Annotated in this window: 12 protein-coding genes; 6 read left to right on the forward strand and 6 right to left on the reverse strand. The window is 63.8% G+C overall.

Annotated elements, in window-relative coordinates:
* Positions 1-3: 3 nt before the first annotated feature.
* Entirely contained in the window at positions 4-3,180 is a 3,177-nt protein-coding gene (locus ACYCVF_RS22720) for an autotransporter domain-containing protein (protein ID WP_459600435.1), read from the reverse strand.
* 373 nt (positions 3,181-3,553) lie between these two features.
* On the opposite strand from ACYCVF_RS22720, the gene ACYCVF_RS22725 reads away from it, so the two are divergent.
* From ACYCVF_RS22725 to ACYCVF_RS22750, 6 genes are all read left to right on the forward strand, one after another.
* Positions 3,554-4,591 (forward strand): helix-turn-helix domain-containing protein, encoded by a 1,038-nt coding sequence (locus ACYCVF_RS22725; RefSeq protein ID WP_459600437.1) that lies wholly within the window; start codon positions 3,554-3,556, stop codon positions 4,589-4,591.
* A 367-nt stretch (positions 4,592-4,958) separates the two neighbouring features.
* Positions 4,959-6,086 carry a TRAP transporter substrate-binding protein gene (locus ACYCVF_RS22730; RefSeq protein WP_459600439.1) on the forward strand — a complete coding sequence of 376 codons (1,128 nt, stop codon included), beginning with the start codon at positions 4,959-4,961 and terminating at the stop codon, positions 6,084-6,086.
* Between the two features lie 117 nt (positions 6,087-6,203).
* The gene (locus ACYCVF_RS22735) at positions 6,204-6,806 is read left to right on the forward strand and encodes a TRAP transporter small permease subunit (RefSeq protein WP_459600441.1); all 603 of its coding nucleotides are present in this window, start codon (positions 6,204-6,206) and stop codon (positions 6,804-6,806) included.
* Positions 6,803-8,152, forward strand: coding sequence for a TRAP transporter large permease (locus ACYCVF_RS22740; protein WP_459600443.1), 1,350 nt, complete (start codon positions 6,803-6,805; stop codon positions 8,150-8,152). Before ACYCVF_RS22735 ends, ACYCVF_RS22740 begins: the two co-directional genes overlap by 4 nt.
* A gap of 31 nt (positions 8,153-8,183) precedes the next feature.
* Positions 8,184-9,584: an amidase gene (locus tag ACYCVF_RS22745; RefSeq protein WP_459600445.1), complete on the forward strand. Its 1,401-nt coding sequence runs from the start codon at positions 8,184-8,186 to the stop codon at positions 9,582-9,584.
* The gene (locus ACYCVF_RS22750; protein ID WP_459600447.1) at positions 9,581-9,754 is read left to right on the forward strand and encodes a hypothetical protein; all 174 of its coding nucleotides are present in this window, start codon (positions 9,581-9,583) and stop codon (positions 9,752-9,754) included. Before ACYCVF_RS22745 ends, ACYCVF_RS22750 begins: the two co-directional genes overlap by 4 nt.
* Before the next feature lie 43 nt (positions 9,755-9,797).
* Here the strand turns inward: ACYCVF_RS22750 and ACYCVF_RS22755 are convergent, their stop codons facing one another.
* The 5 genes from ACYCVF_RS22755 to ACYCVF_RS22775 are packed head-to-tail and all read right to left on the reverse strand — an operon-like array spanning position 9,798 to position 15,417.
* The gene (locus ACYCVF_RS22755) at positions 9,798-10,766 is read right to left on the reverse strand and encodes an ABC transporter ATP-binding protein (protein WP_459600449.1); all 969 of its coding nucleotides are present in this window, start codon (positions 10,764-10,766) and stop codon (positions 9,798-9,800) included.
* On the reverse strand, positions 10,763-11,758 hold the full coding sequence (locus ACYCVF_RS22760) for an ABC transporter ATP-binding protein (RefSeq protein ID WP_459600451.1): 996 nt from the start codon (positions 11,756-11,758) through the stop codon (positions 10,763-10,765). The genes ACYCVF_RS22755 and ACYCVF_RS22760 overlap by 4 nt, the downstream gene beginning before the upstream one ends.
* Complete coding sequence (locus tag ACYCVF_RS22765; protein WP_459600453.1) at positions 11,758-12,675, reverse strand: ABC transporter permease; 918 nt, start codon at positions 12,673-12,675, stop codon at positions 11,758-11,760. The genes ACYCVF_RS22760 and ACYCVF_RS22765 overlap by 1 nt, the downstream gene beginning before the upstream one ends.
* Positions 12,641-13,600, reverse strand: a complete 960-nt coding sequence (locus ACYCVF_RS22770; RefSeq protein WP_459600455.1) for an ABC transporter permease — start codon at positions 13,598-13,600, stop codon at positions 12,641-12,643. Before ACYCVF_RS22770 ends, ACYCVF_RS22765 begins: the two co-directional genes overlap by 35 nt.
* Before the next feature lie 26 nt (positions 13,601-13,626).
* Positions 13,627-15,417, reverse strand: coding sequence for a peptide ABC transporter substrate-binding protein (locus ACYCVF_RS22775; protein ID WP_459600457.1), 1,791 nt, complete (start codon positions 15,415-15,417; stop codon positions 13,627-13,629).
* Positions 15,418-15,635: the final 218 nt, after the last annotated feature.

Consider the following 15,635-nt stretch of genomic DNA (forward strand, 5'->3'; position numbering starts at 1 on the left):
GCGTCACCAAGCGTAACGGATGCTGCCTTTGCCGGCGTAGGAGCGCGTCACATTCGAGAACTCGCCTTCGAACGTGGCCGCCGCCGACCAGCCGTTCGTCCATTTCATCTCGACCGAAGTCGTGGTGAGCGCGGCGTCGCGCGCCTGCGCTGCGCCGTTGATGACGAAGCTTGCGAGCGGCAACGCCTGAAAGGTCGCGGCGGCCGCACGATCCGGATTGAAATCATGCGCCCAGGCAACACGGCCGCGCAGGGCCAGCACGCCGTCCTGCGTCGCAAAGGACCTGTCGGCGCGCAGGCCGAGCTCGCTGCGGCTGTCGGTCACGCTTTTCGCGGCGTAGCTCAAGGCGAATGCCGACGAGCCGGAGACGGCCTGCTCGGCATATCCGGGAAGATCCAGCGTCGTGAACTGTATCGCGCCGTAAGGCGTGAAACCAATTCCGCCGATCCATGACACGACCAGGCGGTAGCCGCCTTCGAGACGGCCGGAATACGCATTGGCGTCGAAGGAGGCGTGCAGGCGATCGGTGCCGGCGACCGTCACAGTGCGATCGGTGGTGATGTTCTGCCAGCCATAGGCCAGCGCGGCGGAGACGTAGGCCGGGCCGTTCGCGTGGTACAGATAGGCGCCGGCCTGGAACAGGTCGGAGCGACCGGAGCCGAGACCGGTCACATCGAAGCCGGTGCCGCCGCCGGCGAGCGCGAAGCCCAGCTTCGTGTTCGGCGCGAGCCAATAGTCCGCGCCGACCGCGGTGCCCGCGATGCGGTTCGTCATGTCGTTGGAGCCGTCCGTCGCATTGCCATGGGTCGACTGCGATCCGCCGAAGCCTGCCGCCCACACGCTCCATCGCTGCGCAAATCTCTGCGCCGGCGCCTTGGCGAACATGGCGAATGCGTCGGTGCGCTGGCGTGCGGCGTAAACGCTCGACCCAATGTCTTCGGCAAATCCAGTCGCACGGTTCACCGGACCCGGCCCGCCCTCCCGTTGCGCGAAGGGGTCGGTGAGCAGGCCCATGAACTGACTCATCGCGCTGATCGTCGTCTGCTGCGTGGCCGTGCCTTGTTCGCCGGAGGCTTGCGTCAGCCCGGCCGCCGTCATGCGGCCGTAGATCAGCGGAATGCCGCCGTTGACGTCGAAGGAATGGACCAGTGCATTCGCCACCGCCTGCTGATTGCCGTTCAGACCGGAAGCCGGCGTCGGGACGAAGGCCAGCGACAGGTCGAGATAGGCATTGTTCGCATCATAGCTGAGATCGGTCTTGAAGTTCGTCGGAAGATTGCTGCTGGCAACCGTCGAGGCAAAGGTGCCGGAGAGGCCGCCACCCGCGCTGAGGATGGTGTATCTCTTCTCGATATAGCTGCCGGCCGCAAACACGGCGTTCACGGTGGCGCTGCCGAGAGTCGCGGTGCCAGATACGCTCGCGGAGGACGCCGTCGACGGATTGACCTGGACCTGATAGATCGCGCCCGATTGCAGGGCGAGATCGCCGACGATGCTCGTGACGCTGCCGGGTGTGCCATTGCCGGGCGCGAAGGTGCCACCGCCGGCAATCGTCACCAACAGCGGATCGATCGTGCCCGATCCCATCAGCACACCACCGGCATTCACCGTGACTGAAGAGGTGCCGGTTATCGTTCCTTCGACGTCGAGCACGCCGCCATTCACGGTCGTGGCTCCGGTATAGCCGTTGTTGCCGAGCAGCATGGTGAAGCCGGCCGTCGTCGTCAGGCTCGCGGCACCGCCGATGCCGTTGAGGACGCCTCCGGTCGACGAGATGGGCGCGTTCAGATCGCCGTTGCGGATCGTGCCGCCGCTGAGGCTGACCGCGCTCTGGATCTGTGTCGTGCCGCCCAGATCGAGCGTGGCACCGCTGTTGACCGTAGTCGTCCCGCCGGCGCCGCCGAGCGTGCCGGCGCCGTTCAAGGCCAGCGTACCGCCGTTGACGAAGGTCCCGCCGCTGTAGGTGTTGGCTCCGGTCAGCGTCAGAGTGCCCAGCCCCGTCTTGGTCAGGGATCCCGTATTGATGATCTGTCCGGATAACGTCGCATTGAAGCCGTTGGTGTCGATCGTGCCGCCGCCCGCCAGCAGTGAAATCGTCCGCGCGGTGCTGAAAGCCGCCGTGAAGCGCAGCGCACCGCCGTTGAAATTGACGTATTGCCCGAAACCCAGCACCGAGAGCGCGGCGTCGCTGCCAGCCGAGACCGCCCCACCCGCCGCAACGATGACGTTCGGTCCAATGAAAGCCGTTCCCGAAGTGCCATTGTCCGTGATCGGTATGGAGGGGGAGGATACGATCGTGTTCGTGGCCGTATCCAGCACGTAAAACCCGAGGCCGGTGGTGATGTAGGCCCGACTTCCGTCGGGCGTCACGGTCACTCCGACGCTCTGGCTGGACAGGGCTACGTTTGCCGTGACGGTGTTCGTCAGTGCATTGATCACCACGAGCTGGTTGGACTGCGTCGTTACATAGATTCGCGACCCGTCTGGGCTGACCGCGACGCTCAGGGGGGCGCCGGAGACCGAAACCGTCGTAACCACCGATTGCGACGCCGCATCGATCACCGTGACGCTGCCACTGCTTTGATTGGCCACGTAGATGCGGCTTCCGTCCGGAGACACTGTGATGCCGGAAGGGGCGCTTCCGACCGCGACCGTGCCGATGACGGTTTTCGACGCGGCGTCGATGATCGAAACGCTTCCGGTGTTCTCGTTGGCGACATAGACCCGGGTCCCGTCGGGCGAGACGGCAACTCCGTAAGGGAGTACTCCAACCGCGATGGGGGAGCCGACCACGAGATTGGTCACGGTTGAAATCACGGTGACCGAATTGGCCGATGAGGACGACACGTAGAGGCTCGAGCCATCAGGGCTGAGCGCCAATCCTGCCAGCGATCCGCCGACGGCTATGGTCGCGACAACCGTCCGGCCGACGACGTCGATGACGTCCACCGCACCGGACATGGCAACGACATAGGCGAAGCGGCCATCGGCCGAAAACACTGCGCTGTGAGGGTATGCGCTGGTCGCAATCGCGGACCCGATCGGAGCGTTGCTCAGCGTACCGAACTCGATCACCTGCCCCGGCGTGCTGTTGAGTGCGGTCCAGATGCCGTAATTGTCGATCTGCGCCCGGCTGGCGGAGGTCGAGCCGAGATACGGCAGGACCAGGATGACGAGCATCCCGCAACATCTCATTGTCCGGGGATGACGGAATCTGCGTCGACGTCGTCGCCAACGACCAGCGCCCCCAATTTCCATTGACCCCACGCGGTAACCCCATTCCGACGATGTGTCCCCGCATCGCGCGCTCGCATTCCAGAGACGGGAGAATCTCTAACAGGACGGCACGCCGGGTGATGTGCCCAGCGTCTCAGCAAGACAAAATCTATGCGGATCTCAGATAAGTTGCATAGCTCAATCCGTACAATCCGGCTCTCGCTTGCGCACAGATTTCCGAATGGCTACATCCAGACCCGACATCGGCCTGCCGCCGATCTCAGGAAATCAGTTGCATGCGGTCTCCGCATCGCGAGGGGATGTGGACAGGACTGCGTTGAACGGAAGCACTGCGGCGGACAATCCCGGGCGCGGTCCGGAGGCGCTCGCGCACTTGCGGGCCATGACGGTCGACATTTGCGAGGTCATTCCCCGCACCGCGGAGGACGAATTCCATGTCACCACGGTGACAAGGATGACCCGCAACGCGTTGCTGATCGACACGCGTGCCACCGACCAGGATTATGACCGCACGCCCGCGCACGTCGCCCGCGGCGTCATGGATCATTTTCAGATCACACTCTGCGTCGAGGGCGAGATGCGGTTCAGCTCGGGCCGGCGCGAGGTAACGCTGCGGCCCGGCGACATCGTTCTCATCGACATGGCGCAACCGAACCGGACCGCGCTGCTCGGCGCGGGCGGCCGCACCCATCTCATGACGATCGTCCTGCAGCGCGCGATGCTGGCGCCGCGGCTTGCGCATCCGGATGCGGCGACGGCAACCCTGCTGCTGTCGGACAACCCTCATGCACGCCTGCTCGCCAGCCACTACGGCGCACTTGCCCTGCCTTCCGAGACCGATACTGCGACCGGCCATGCCGAAGCCACGGTCGAGGCGATCGCCGATCTCGTGGCGGCCGCCGCCGGCGGGACGGCCGAAATCGTCGCGGGGCTCGAGCGCGCCGAGCGGCACCTTTACCTCACGATGATCAAGCGCCGCATCGCGAACAATCTCGAAACCGAGGCGCTCACCAGCGAAGAGCTCTGCCGCCACTTCCATATCTCGCGCGCGACCCTCTACCGGCTGTTCGAGGCGGAGGGCGGGCTTGCTCAATATGTGCGGGAGCAGCGGCTCAATCTCGCGTTTCGGCGATTGATATCGCCGTCCGCGCAGGACGGCCGTCTGATCGAGCTCGCCGTCGACATGCGCTTCAGCAGTGATTCCACCTTCATTCGCGCATTCCGCCGCAAGTTCGGCCTGCCCCCCGGCGAATTGAGGGCATTGGCCGAAACATGGCTGCGCGAGACCGGAGCGGTGCCGGCCGTCGACACGGTGCTGCACCAACTGGCCCGGCGTCGCGGATCGCAGCGCTAGCGACCGCGCGCTCGGCACGAACATCGAGAATATCCGGCACTGAGGGATTCGAGCCGTCGGGGAGAACTGGTCGGCCAACCCTTCCGTCCCGTCTGCCGCGCTGCCAGCTTCTCTTCGGCGGTGCACGCAGCTTCCCGAAGTCTGACATAACGTCAGCATGTTTGCTGCGCTGCGACACACGACGGCTATGCGACTCCTGCAAACCAAACGCTCGCCGTCCTCCAAAATGCGACATCGCGCAGCTTGTCGGATGCCGGCAATGCGTCCAGACTGTGATCAAAGTCGCTGGAATGCGGCATACCCCCAGCGGTTAAAAACGAAGCGTACCGAAGCGCGTCAAACAACCAGGCCGCCAGGGAGGACGTCCATGACTGCAAAGTCTGAAAAGACCAGAACGACTCGTCGCAAATTCTTGCTGGCCGCCGGCGCGACCGGCGCTGCTGCAATCGCCATGCCGCAGGTCAGCCGGGCGCAGACAGTGACCATGAAGATGCAGGGCTCGTGGGGCAAGGCCGATGTCTTCAACGAGATGGCAGAAGACTATGTGAAGCGCGTCAACGAGATGGCCGGAGGCCGGCTCCGCGTAGACTATCTGGTCGGCGGCTCGGTCGTGCATCCGTTCCAGGTGTTCGACGGCGTTCATGGCGGCCAGATCGATGCGGCACACACGGTGACGGTCTACTGGTACGGCAAACACAAGGCAGCCTCGCTGTTCGGGACAGGTCCCGTGTTCGGCTTCAACGCCAACGAAGGCCTCGGCTGGATCCACAACGGCGGCGGCAAGGAGCTGTTTGAGGAACTCCAGACTCAGATCATGAACGTCAACATCAAGAGCTTCTTCGCCATGCCGATGCCGACCCAGCCGCTCGGCTGGTTCAAGAAGCCCATCACCAGCGACGCTGATCTCAAGGGCTTGAAGTATCGCACGGTGGGTCTTGCCGCCGATCTCTTCCAGGCGATGGGTGCATCCGTCGCGCAGCTACCCGGCGGCGAGATCGTGCCCGCGATGGAGCGCGGCGTGATCGACGGGTTCGAGTTCAACAATCCGACTTCGGACCGGCGCTTCGGCGCACAGGATGTCGCCAAGAACTACATGATGGGCAGCCACCATCAGGCAACGGAATATTTCGAGATCATGTTCAACCGGACCAAATTCAACGCGCTGCCGAAGGAACAGCAGGCGATCCTGCAATACGCCGCCGAAGCTGCTTCCTCCGCCAACGAATGGAAAGGCATGGACTATTATTCCAAGGACCTGCAGGAGCTAATCAACAAGGACAAGGTCAACGTCCAGCGGACGCCGAAGTCGGTGTTCGACGCGCAGATCAAGGCGTGGGACGGTCTGATCGCCCAGCTCGGCGCGGATCCGTTCATGAAGAAGGTGATGGACTCGCAGAAGGCCTGGGTGCGCCGCGTGGTTTACTACAACATGAACAACGCGACGGACTACCGCGGCGCCTTCGAGCATCACTTCCCGGGCGTGCTCAAGGTGTGACGGCTGTCGCGGCGCATCGCGTGAGGCCGTATCGTGAGGGGCGGCGCAATTGAAGCGCCGCCCACGAGTTGGGAGGGGGGACATCCGGATGTACTGCTCGCAGCGAGTTCAGCTCGCATGACGAAATTCCTGTTCTTCATCGATGAGCTCAGCACGTGGGTCGGCAAGGCGTTCGCCTGGCTGATTCTCGTCCTCACCCTCAGTGTCAGCTACGAGGTGTTCGTGCGCTACGTGCTGCGTGCGCCGACCACCTGGGCTTTCGACATCAGCTACATCACCTATGGCGCGATGTTCCTGATGGCCGGCGCCTATACGCTCTCGCGCAACGGCCATGTGCGCGCCGACGTGGTCTACCGCCTCTGGTCGCCGCGCACCCAGGCGACGATGGACCTCGTCCTGTACATCCTGTTCTTCCTGCCGGCGATTGCCGCGCTGATGTACTCGGGCTGGAACTACGCCCAGATGTCGGTGCGCTTCCGCGAAGTCAGTATCTTCAGTCCGGCCGGCGTGCCGGTGTTTCCGCTGAAGGCGCTGATCCCTCTCACCGGTTTCCTTCTGTTCCTGCAAGGGTTCGCTGAAATCATTCGCTGTGTGCTCTGCATCCGCACCGGCCGATGGCCGCAACGCCTGCACGACGTGGAAGAGACCGAGAGCCTCGTCATCCGCGAACATCAGCAGCACGCGGCCGAGCCGCAGCGCGAGAAGGGACCAGGCGCATGACCGATCCTCAACTCGGCATGCTGATGCTGGGCCTCTTCATCTTCATCATCATGCTCGGCTTCCCGATCGCATTCACGCTGATGGCGATGGGCGTCTCGTTCGGCTACTATGCCTACTACACCCCCGGTCAGGACTTCTTCCAGAACCGCATCTTCACGCTTCTGGTGCAGAAGACGTTCGAGGTCACATCCAGCGATGTGCTGGTTGCGGTTCCGCTGTTTCTGTTCATGGGCTATTTGATCGAGCGCGCAAACATTCTCGACCGCCTGTTCTACTCGCTGCAGTTGTCGATGAAGAACGTGCCGGGCGCGCTGGCGGTGGCAACCCTGATCACCTGCGCGATGTTCGCGACCGCCACCGGCATCGTCGGCGCGGTTGTCACGCTGATGGGCCTGCTGGCCTTGCCGGCGATGCTGCGCGCCGGTTACGACGTCAAGCTGTCGGCAGGCGTCGTCTGCGCCGGCGGCTGCCTCGGCATCCTGATTCCGCCGAGCATTCTGCTGATCGTCTATGCGGCGACCGCCGGCGTTTCGGCGGTCAAGCTTTATGCGGCCGCTTTCTTTCCGGGGTTCTTGCTGGCCGGGCTCTACGTCCTCTATGCGATGACGCGCGCGATCATCAATCCCGCGCTCGCGCCGAAGCTGCCGCCCGAGCAGACCAACGTGCCGCTCGGCACGGTGATCTGGGCGCTCGCCACATCGTTCCTGCCGCTGGCGTTGCTGATCGTTTCGGTGCTCGGCGCAATCCTGTTCGGCCTGGCGACGCCATCGGAGGCGGCCGCGGTGGGCGCGCTCATGAGCATCGTTCTGGCCGCCGCCTATCGTTCGCTCAACTTCACGATGATGCGCGAATCGGTCTATCTGACCGTGCGTGCGACCGCGATGGTCTGTTACCTGTTCATCGGGTCGTGGACGTTCTCCGCGGTGTTTGCTGTCCTTGGCGGACAGACCGTGGTCGAGCAGTTCTTCGCCGCGATGAACTTGTCGCCGATCGGGTTCCTGCTGTTGACCCAGGTGATCATCTTCCTGCTCGGCTGGCCGCTGGAATGGACCGAGATCATCATCATCTTCGTGCCAATCTTCCTGCCGCTGCTTCCCCAGTATGGCATTGATCCGATCTTCTTCGGCATCCTGGTGGCGCTGAACACGCAGACGGCGTTCAACACGCCGCCGGTTGCGATGGCGGCTTTCTATCTGAAGGGCGTGGCGCCGCCTCAGGTGAAGCTGACCGACATCTTCTCCGGCGCGCTTCCCTTTGTCGGCCTGGTCTTCTTCACCATGGCACTGGTTTACATCTTCCCGGAGATCGCATTGTGGTTGCCCACCTATCTCTATGGATCGCGATGAGCGCGCTCGGTAAATTGCCGAAAGGCCGCGCATGAGTCTCAATGCGCTCGGCCTCACGGAAGCCGCGGCCGGAATCCGCGACGGCCGGCTCAGTTCGGCGGAGCTCGTCGGCGACTGCCTCAGGCGCATCGACGAGGTCGATCGCGATATCCATGCATGGGCGTTTCTTGATCGCGACCACGCGATGCGGCAGGCCGAGGCTGCTGACGATCATCGTAAGCAGGGCAAGGCCGTAGGCCCGCTGCATGGCGTTCCCGTAGGCATCAAGGATATATTCGACACCGGCGACATGCCGACGGAATTCGGATCAGAGCTGTGGGCCGGACGCACGCCGCGTCGCGATGCGGCGGCCGTGGCGCGTCTGCGGGCGGCCGGCGCGGTGATCCTCGGCAAGACGGTGACCACTGAGTACGCGTACTACAATCCGGGCAAGACCCGAAATCCGCACAACCCGAAGCACACGCCCGGCGGATCGTCCTCGGGCTCCGCCGCGGCCGTCGCCGCGCTGATGGTGCCAGGTGCTATCGGCTCGCAGACCAACGGCTCGGTGATCCGTCCTGCCGCCTTCTGCGGCGTGGTCGGTTTCAAGCCCTCGCATGGCCTCATTCCGCGCAGTGGCGCGCTCGAATTGTCGCGCACACTCGATCATGTCGGCGTGTTCGGGCGCAGTGCGGAGGACGTGGCCTTGCTGGCCGAGGTCATGGTCGACTTCGACCGGGAGGATTTGGACACGCGACCTGTTGCGCGCCCGCCGTTCTCTGCGTTAGCGGCGAGCGAGCCGCCGTTGCCGCCGCGATTTGCCTTCGTGCGCTCTCCGGTCTGGGCTCAGGCCGAGCCAGTGACGCGTGAGGCCTTCGCTGAGCTTGTCGCGGCTCTGGGCGAGGCGTGCAGCGAAGTCGAGCTTGGGCCGAGCTTCGATAGAGCCGTCGATATGCACGGTATCATCATGGAAGTTGACATGGCGCACAATCTGCGGCGCGACTACCAGCGAGGCGGCGACAAGCTGAGCACGCGTCTACGCCAGGCAATCGAGCGCGGCCGCGCGCATCTTGCGGTGGATTACTGCAGCGCTCTGGCCGGGATTCCGTCACTCAACCAGGCTCTGGACCATATTTTCGACGAGTACGACGCCGTCCTGACGCCTGCGGCACCGGGTGCGGCGCCCGGCATTGAAACGACCGGCAACCCGGTTTTCTGCACGCTCTGGACCTATCTCGGTGTGCCCGCCATCAGCCTGCCATTGATGCGTTCCGAAGCCGGCCTTCCGCTGGGAGTCCAGCTCGTCGGCCGCCGCGGCAACGATGCCCGCCTCTTGCGCACGGCGCACTGGCTCGTCAAGAATATCGGGCGCACCCGTGGCAGCGGTCGGCGCAACATCGCGGGCGCTGGGTCGAACTCGGCTCCCGGCGCGGAGAAAAGGAAAGTGCGATGACCAATCTGATCACCGGACTCATCGGCCTCGCGCTTATGATGACATTCCTTGGAGTCCTGGTGGTTTGGATCAAGGCCATCCCGCTCATCGTCATTGTGGTTGGCGTGGTGATCCTGGCGGTGGTCGATTTCGTGCATTCACTGCGGACGACGAACGGCACGCTTCGCTGAGCGCCAGCGCAAAATCGTCCTCGCACGGCATGTCGCGCTCACCTCACGCCAGGTGACACGCCACGAAGTGGCCGCCCGCCCCTTCCTTCAGCGCCGGTGCGCTTTCCGCGCAGCGCGGCTGGGCGATCGGGCAGCGGGTATGGAAGTGACAGCCCGACGGCGGCTTCATCGGGCTCGGCACGTCGCCCTTGAGACGGACGCGCTCGCGCTTGAGCTTGGGATCGGGCACCGGCACCGCCGACAGCAGCGCCCTGGTGTAGGGATGCTGCGGATTGCGATAGAGATCGCTCGCCTTGGCCAGCTCGACGATGCGGCCGAGATACATCACCGCAACGCGATCAGAGATGTGCTCGACCACCGAGAGATCGTGCGCGACGAACAGATAAGTCAGGTTCAACTCGGCCTGGAGGTCCTCCAGCAAGTTGATGACCTGCGCCTGGATCGAGACGTCAAGCGCGGAGACCGGCTCGTCGCAGACGATCAGCTTCGGCTCGACCGCGAGCGCGCGCGCGATCACGATGCGCTGGCGCTGACCGCCGGAGAATTCGTGCGGATAGCGCCGCATGTGCTCGGCCTTGAGCCCGACCTTGACCAGCAGGCTCGCGACGCGCTCCTCGCGCTCCTTGGCGGAGGTCGCAAGATTATGGATGGTGAAGGCCTCGCCGAGGATGGCGCCGACCGTCATGCGCGGATTGAGCGAGGCGAACGGGTCCTGGAATACCAGCTGCATGTTCCGCCGCATCGCGCGCAGATCGTTGCCGCCGAGCTTGCGGACGTCCTGACCGTCGAAGGTGACCTCGCCGTCGGTCGGCTCGATCAGGCGCAGCACGCAGCGTCCCGTCGTCGACTTGCCGCAGCCGGACTCGCCGACGAGACCGAGCGTCTCGCCGCGGTTGACCGAGAACGACACGCCGTCGACTGCGTAGACGGTACCGACCTGGCGCGACAGCAGGCCACCGAGCACGGGGAAGTGCTTCTTCAGGTTGGAGACTTGCAGCAAGGGCTCGCTCATGCCGCGCCTCCCAGATTTGTATCGCCGAGATGACAGGCCATGCGATGGCCGGGTGCGATCTCGCGCAGCAGCGGCTCCTTCTCGGTGCAGACGTTCATCGCGAACTTGCAGCGCGCCGCAAAGCGGCAGCCGACGGGCGGATTGATCAGGATCGGGACCGAGCCGCCGATCGCCTCGAGGCGCGTCTTGTGCTCGGCGGCGAGATCGATGCGCGGGATCGAGCGGATCAACCCTTGCGTATAGGGATGGCCCGGGTTGCTGAACAGATCGTCGACCGGCGCTTCCTCGACCACTTTGCCGGCATACATCACGACGACGCGTTGCGCGGTTTCGGCAACGACGCCCATGGCATGGGTGATCAGCATCACCGCCATGCCGAAGCGCTCCTTCATGTCCTGGAGCAGATCGAGGATCTGCGCCTGGATGGTGACGTCGAGCGCGGTGGTCGGCTCGTCGGCGATGATCAGCTTCGGCTTGCAGGCGAGCGCCATCGCGATCATCACGCGCTGGCGCATGCCGCCGGAGAACTGGTGCGGATAGTTGTGCACGCGGCCCTCGGCATTGGGGATCTGCACCAGCTTCAGCATCTCGATGGTGCGTTCCAGGGCCTGCTTTCTCGTCACCGCCTCGTGGCGGCGCAGGCTCTCGGCGATCTGCTCGCCGATGGTGAGCACCGGGTTGAGCGAGGTCATCGGCTCCTGGAAGATGAAGCCGATCTCCTTGGCCCTGATCTCGTCGAGCTGATTGCTCGTCAGCGGGACGAGATCGCGGCCCTCGAAGATGATCTGGCCCGCCGCGATCCGGCCCGGCGGCATCGCGATCAGCTTCAGGATCGACATTGCGGTGACGGTCTTGCCACAGCCGGATTCGCCGACGACGCAGAGCGTCTCGCCCCTGTTGATGGAGATGTCGACGCCGTCGACGGCCTGGAGGATGCCGTCGTCGGTGGAGAAGTGGGTCTTGAGGCCCTTGATCTCGAGCAGCGGCGCCATCAGATCACCCGTCGCGCATCGAGCGCGTCACGCAGGCCGTCGCCGATGAAGTTGATGGCGACCACCGCGATGAAGATCGCGCCGCCCGGAAACAACGCCCAGTGCGGGCCGATATCGAGGAAATCCTTGGCATCGTACAGCAGCCGGCCCCAGGTCGGCGTATCCGGCGGGAAGCCGAGGCCGAGGAAGGACAGCGTCGATTCCGCGATGATTGCGGCGGCAACGTCGATGGTGCCGGCGATGATCACCGGGCCGAGCGCATTCGGCAGGATATGCCGCACCACCTGCCGCACCGGGCTGGCGCCGAGCGCCCGCGCGGCCTCGACGAATTCTTTCTCGCGGATCGACAGGAACTGCGCGCGCACGAGCCGAGCCACCGGCATCCAGCGCAGCCCCCCGATCACGAGCACGATCAGGATGAAGATGCCGCCTTCGGGGCCGAACGCGGCCTTGAGGCCGTCGCGGAAGAGATAGATCAACAGCAGCAGCAACGGCAGTTGCGGCAGCGACAGGAACAGGTCGGTGAGCCACATCAGTCCGTGCCCAAGTGCACCGCGCGACATGCCGGCGAGCGCGCCGATCAGCGTGCCGACGAATACCGACACCAGCATGGCAGCGAGGCCGACCGCGAGCGATATGCGCCCGCCATAGATCATGCGGGCGAGGATGTCCTGCCCGAGGTCGTCAGTACCGAACGGATGGGCCAGCGACGGCCCCTGCAGACCCGCCACAATGTCGATCTCATCGATCTTGACCCGCCAGACGAACGGACCGAACACCACCGCCAGGACAAGAACCAGGAGCAGGAAAGCGCTGACAACGGCAAGCTTGTGGCGGCTGTAGCGTCGCCACGTCTCGCGCCAGGGCGAGTAGACCCGCCGCTCAGCGGAGGGAGATGCGAGGGTCAAGCCAGCCATAAAGGACGTCCGCGATGAGATTGAACAGCACGACGAGGCACGCGAACACGAAGGTGACGGCCATCACCACCGGCGTGTCGTTGGACAGGATCGAGGAGATCAGCAGCGAGCCGATACCGGGGATGCGGAAGATCTGCTCGGTGACGATGGCGCCGCCGAACACCGCGGGGATCTGCAACGCGATCAGCGTCACGACCGGGATCATGGCGTTGCGCATCACATGCTTGACGATGACCTTGGCTTGGCCGAGGCCTTTGGCGCGCGCCGTAGTGATGTAGTCGAGCCGGATCACATCCAGCATTGCCGAGCGCACGAAACGCGTCATCGACGCCGCCTGGAACAGGCCGAGCACCGCCACCGGCATGATCGCCTGCCTGATCATCTCCAGCACCCAGCGGATGCCGGTTGCCTTGATGTCGGTGGTATAGACGAAAGGCAGCCAGTCCAGCGTGACCGAGAAGATCAGGATGAACAGAATGCCGGTGAAGAAGGTCGGCAGCGAGAAGCCGACGAAGGCGAGCGTATTCGCGATCTGATCGAACAGCGAATACGGCTTGGTGGCGGCATAGACGCCTACCGGGATCGCGATCAGCAGCGCCAGGATCTGCGCCGAGCCGATCACGTAGAGCGTGGTCGGCAGGCGCTGGAGGATCAATTTGTCGACGTCCATCCGGCTGACGAAGGAGAAGCCCCAGTCGCCGTGCAGCATGGCATTGAGCCAGTGCAGGTAACGAAGGTAGATCGGATCGTCGAGGCCGAACTTGGCCCGAAGTGCGGCCTGCACTTCGGGCGGGACGTTCGGGTTCGTCGCCAGTTCCGAGAATGGATCGCCGGGCGCGAGCGCGAGCACGACGAACAGCACAAGCGAGATGGCCAGCAGGCTCGGAATGGCGATCAAAAGACGACGCAGGACGTACTGACTCATAGGGAGGGCCCCCGTCTAGCCTGCGATCAAGCCTCCCGGTACCAGTCCTGGATGTTGTCAGTCTCGTTCGCCCAGCCGCTCAGCGCTGGCCTCAGGGTGTTGGCCGCGGCTTCCACCTTAAGGCGATGCATCACCGGAATGAACACGGTGTCCTGCCAAAGCAGGTCGTTGCACTTGATGTAGAGCGCGGCGCGCTTGACCGGATCGGTTTCGGTCTCGGCCGCCGCAATGGCGGCATCATAGTCTTTGTTGACATATCGCGGGAAATTCTGCCCCTGCCATTTGTTCTCCTTGGTGGCCACGTTGGCGGAGATGTAGCGGCGCATGTGCAACGCCGGATCCGGCTGCGTCATCGGGATCTGGAACTCCTCGATGTCGGCATAGAATTTGGGGTAGGTGTCAGGATTGGCAACGTCCGACGAGAAGAACACCGAGGCAACGACCGACTTCAGCTCCACATCGATGCCGGCCTTCTGGCAGGCCTGCTTGACGATTGCCTGGGTCTTTTGGCGCGGACCGTTGGTCGATGTCTGGTACAGAAGTTTGAACTTCTTTCCGTCTTTCTCGCGGATACCGTCCGATCCGACCTTCCATCCAGCATCGTCGAGCATCTTCGACGCCTTCTCGATGTTGAACTCCCACGAGGTGTTCTTGGAAACGAATTTTTCGGGACCGTTGAGGTAGTTGGCGGTGGTGCGGCCTGCACGACCGTAGATCGCCTTCTTGACGGACTCGCGGTCGACCAGCAAGGCAAGTGCCTTCCGCACATTCGGATCTGCGAGGATCGGATGCTTGGTCTTCATCGAGGACCGCTCGCCGTCGACCTCGGTGTGCGGATCGGTGAAGTTGATCGCAATGAACTCGATGTCGCCGCCGGTGGCGTAGAGCGTCTTGCCCTTGCCGCCCTTCTCCAGACGAAGCAGCACGTCGTCCTCGACCTGCATGTTCCAGGCGAAATCGAATTCGCCGGTCTGGATCACCGCCCGCGCCGCGGAGACGGCATCGCCGCCGCCCTTCATCTCGATCGTGTCGAAATGCGGCCGGTTGGGCATATGGTAGTCGGGATTGAGCTGCCCGCGGACCACATCGCCTGGCTTGAACTCCACGAACTTGTAGGGGCCGGTGCCCACGGGGGCCAGATTGTTCGGCGCCTCGCGGGACTTCGAGCCCTTGTAGTCGGCGAACAGATGCATCGGGAGAACGCAGCCATATGCGCCGACGAAGGCATTTGCCCAGAACGGCGTCGGAGTCTTGAACAGGATGCGAATCGAAAGATCGCTCACCTTCTCGACCGTGATCTGACCGTAGGTGCTGATGCTGACGGCGGCCGTTGCGGGATCGCTGGCATATTGCCAAGTGAACACGAAGTCGTCGGCAGTGAGCGGTTTGCCGTCGTGCCATTTGACACCCGGCTTGATTTTCCAGACCACCGATTTGGCATCGGCGGCGAGACCACCGTTTGCAAGCGAGGGAATCTCTGCGGCCAAAATCGGATTGAGATTGCCGTCGGCGTCCCAGCTTGCGAGCGGCTCGTAGAACAGCCGCGACCCGTCCTGGTCCTTGGTGCCGGTTGCAAAATGCGGATTCAGCAGCGTCGGCCCCTGCCACCACAACAGCTTGAGAGGGCCGCCGCCCCCGCGCTTGGTCGGCTTATAGACAGCAGGACTCTGCGCCATGGCGACGCCGCCAAGCGCGAGAATCTGGTTGGCCAAGGGTGCGGTGAGACCAACGGCGGCCACGCGCTGGATAAAGGCGCGGCGATCCATCCGCCCGTCCTTCACCTGGCCGATCATCGAACGCAGTTCTTTATCCAGCATGGCTTTCCCCGTCTGGTTCCCGGTAAGGATGCAGGCGGCCGCAAGAGCGACCGCCGGGTTTGGCTGGTGGTAGATGGCACACCGAAGGGGGTGCACGTCAACTGGGACCGTGTGTATGCAAACGGTCTTCTGGCTGCGTGTTGGGCAAAAATGCGTTCCGCAGCCCATCCATTCGGCAATCCGGCATCAAAACGTGCTGGATTGCGCGCTGCACTGCG

Source organism: Bradyrhizobium cedriense (assembly GCF_054602315.1).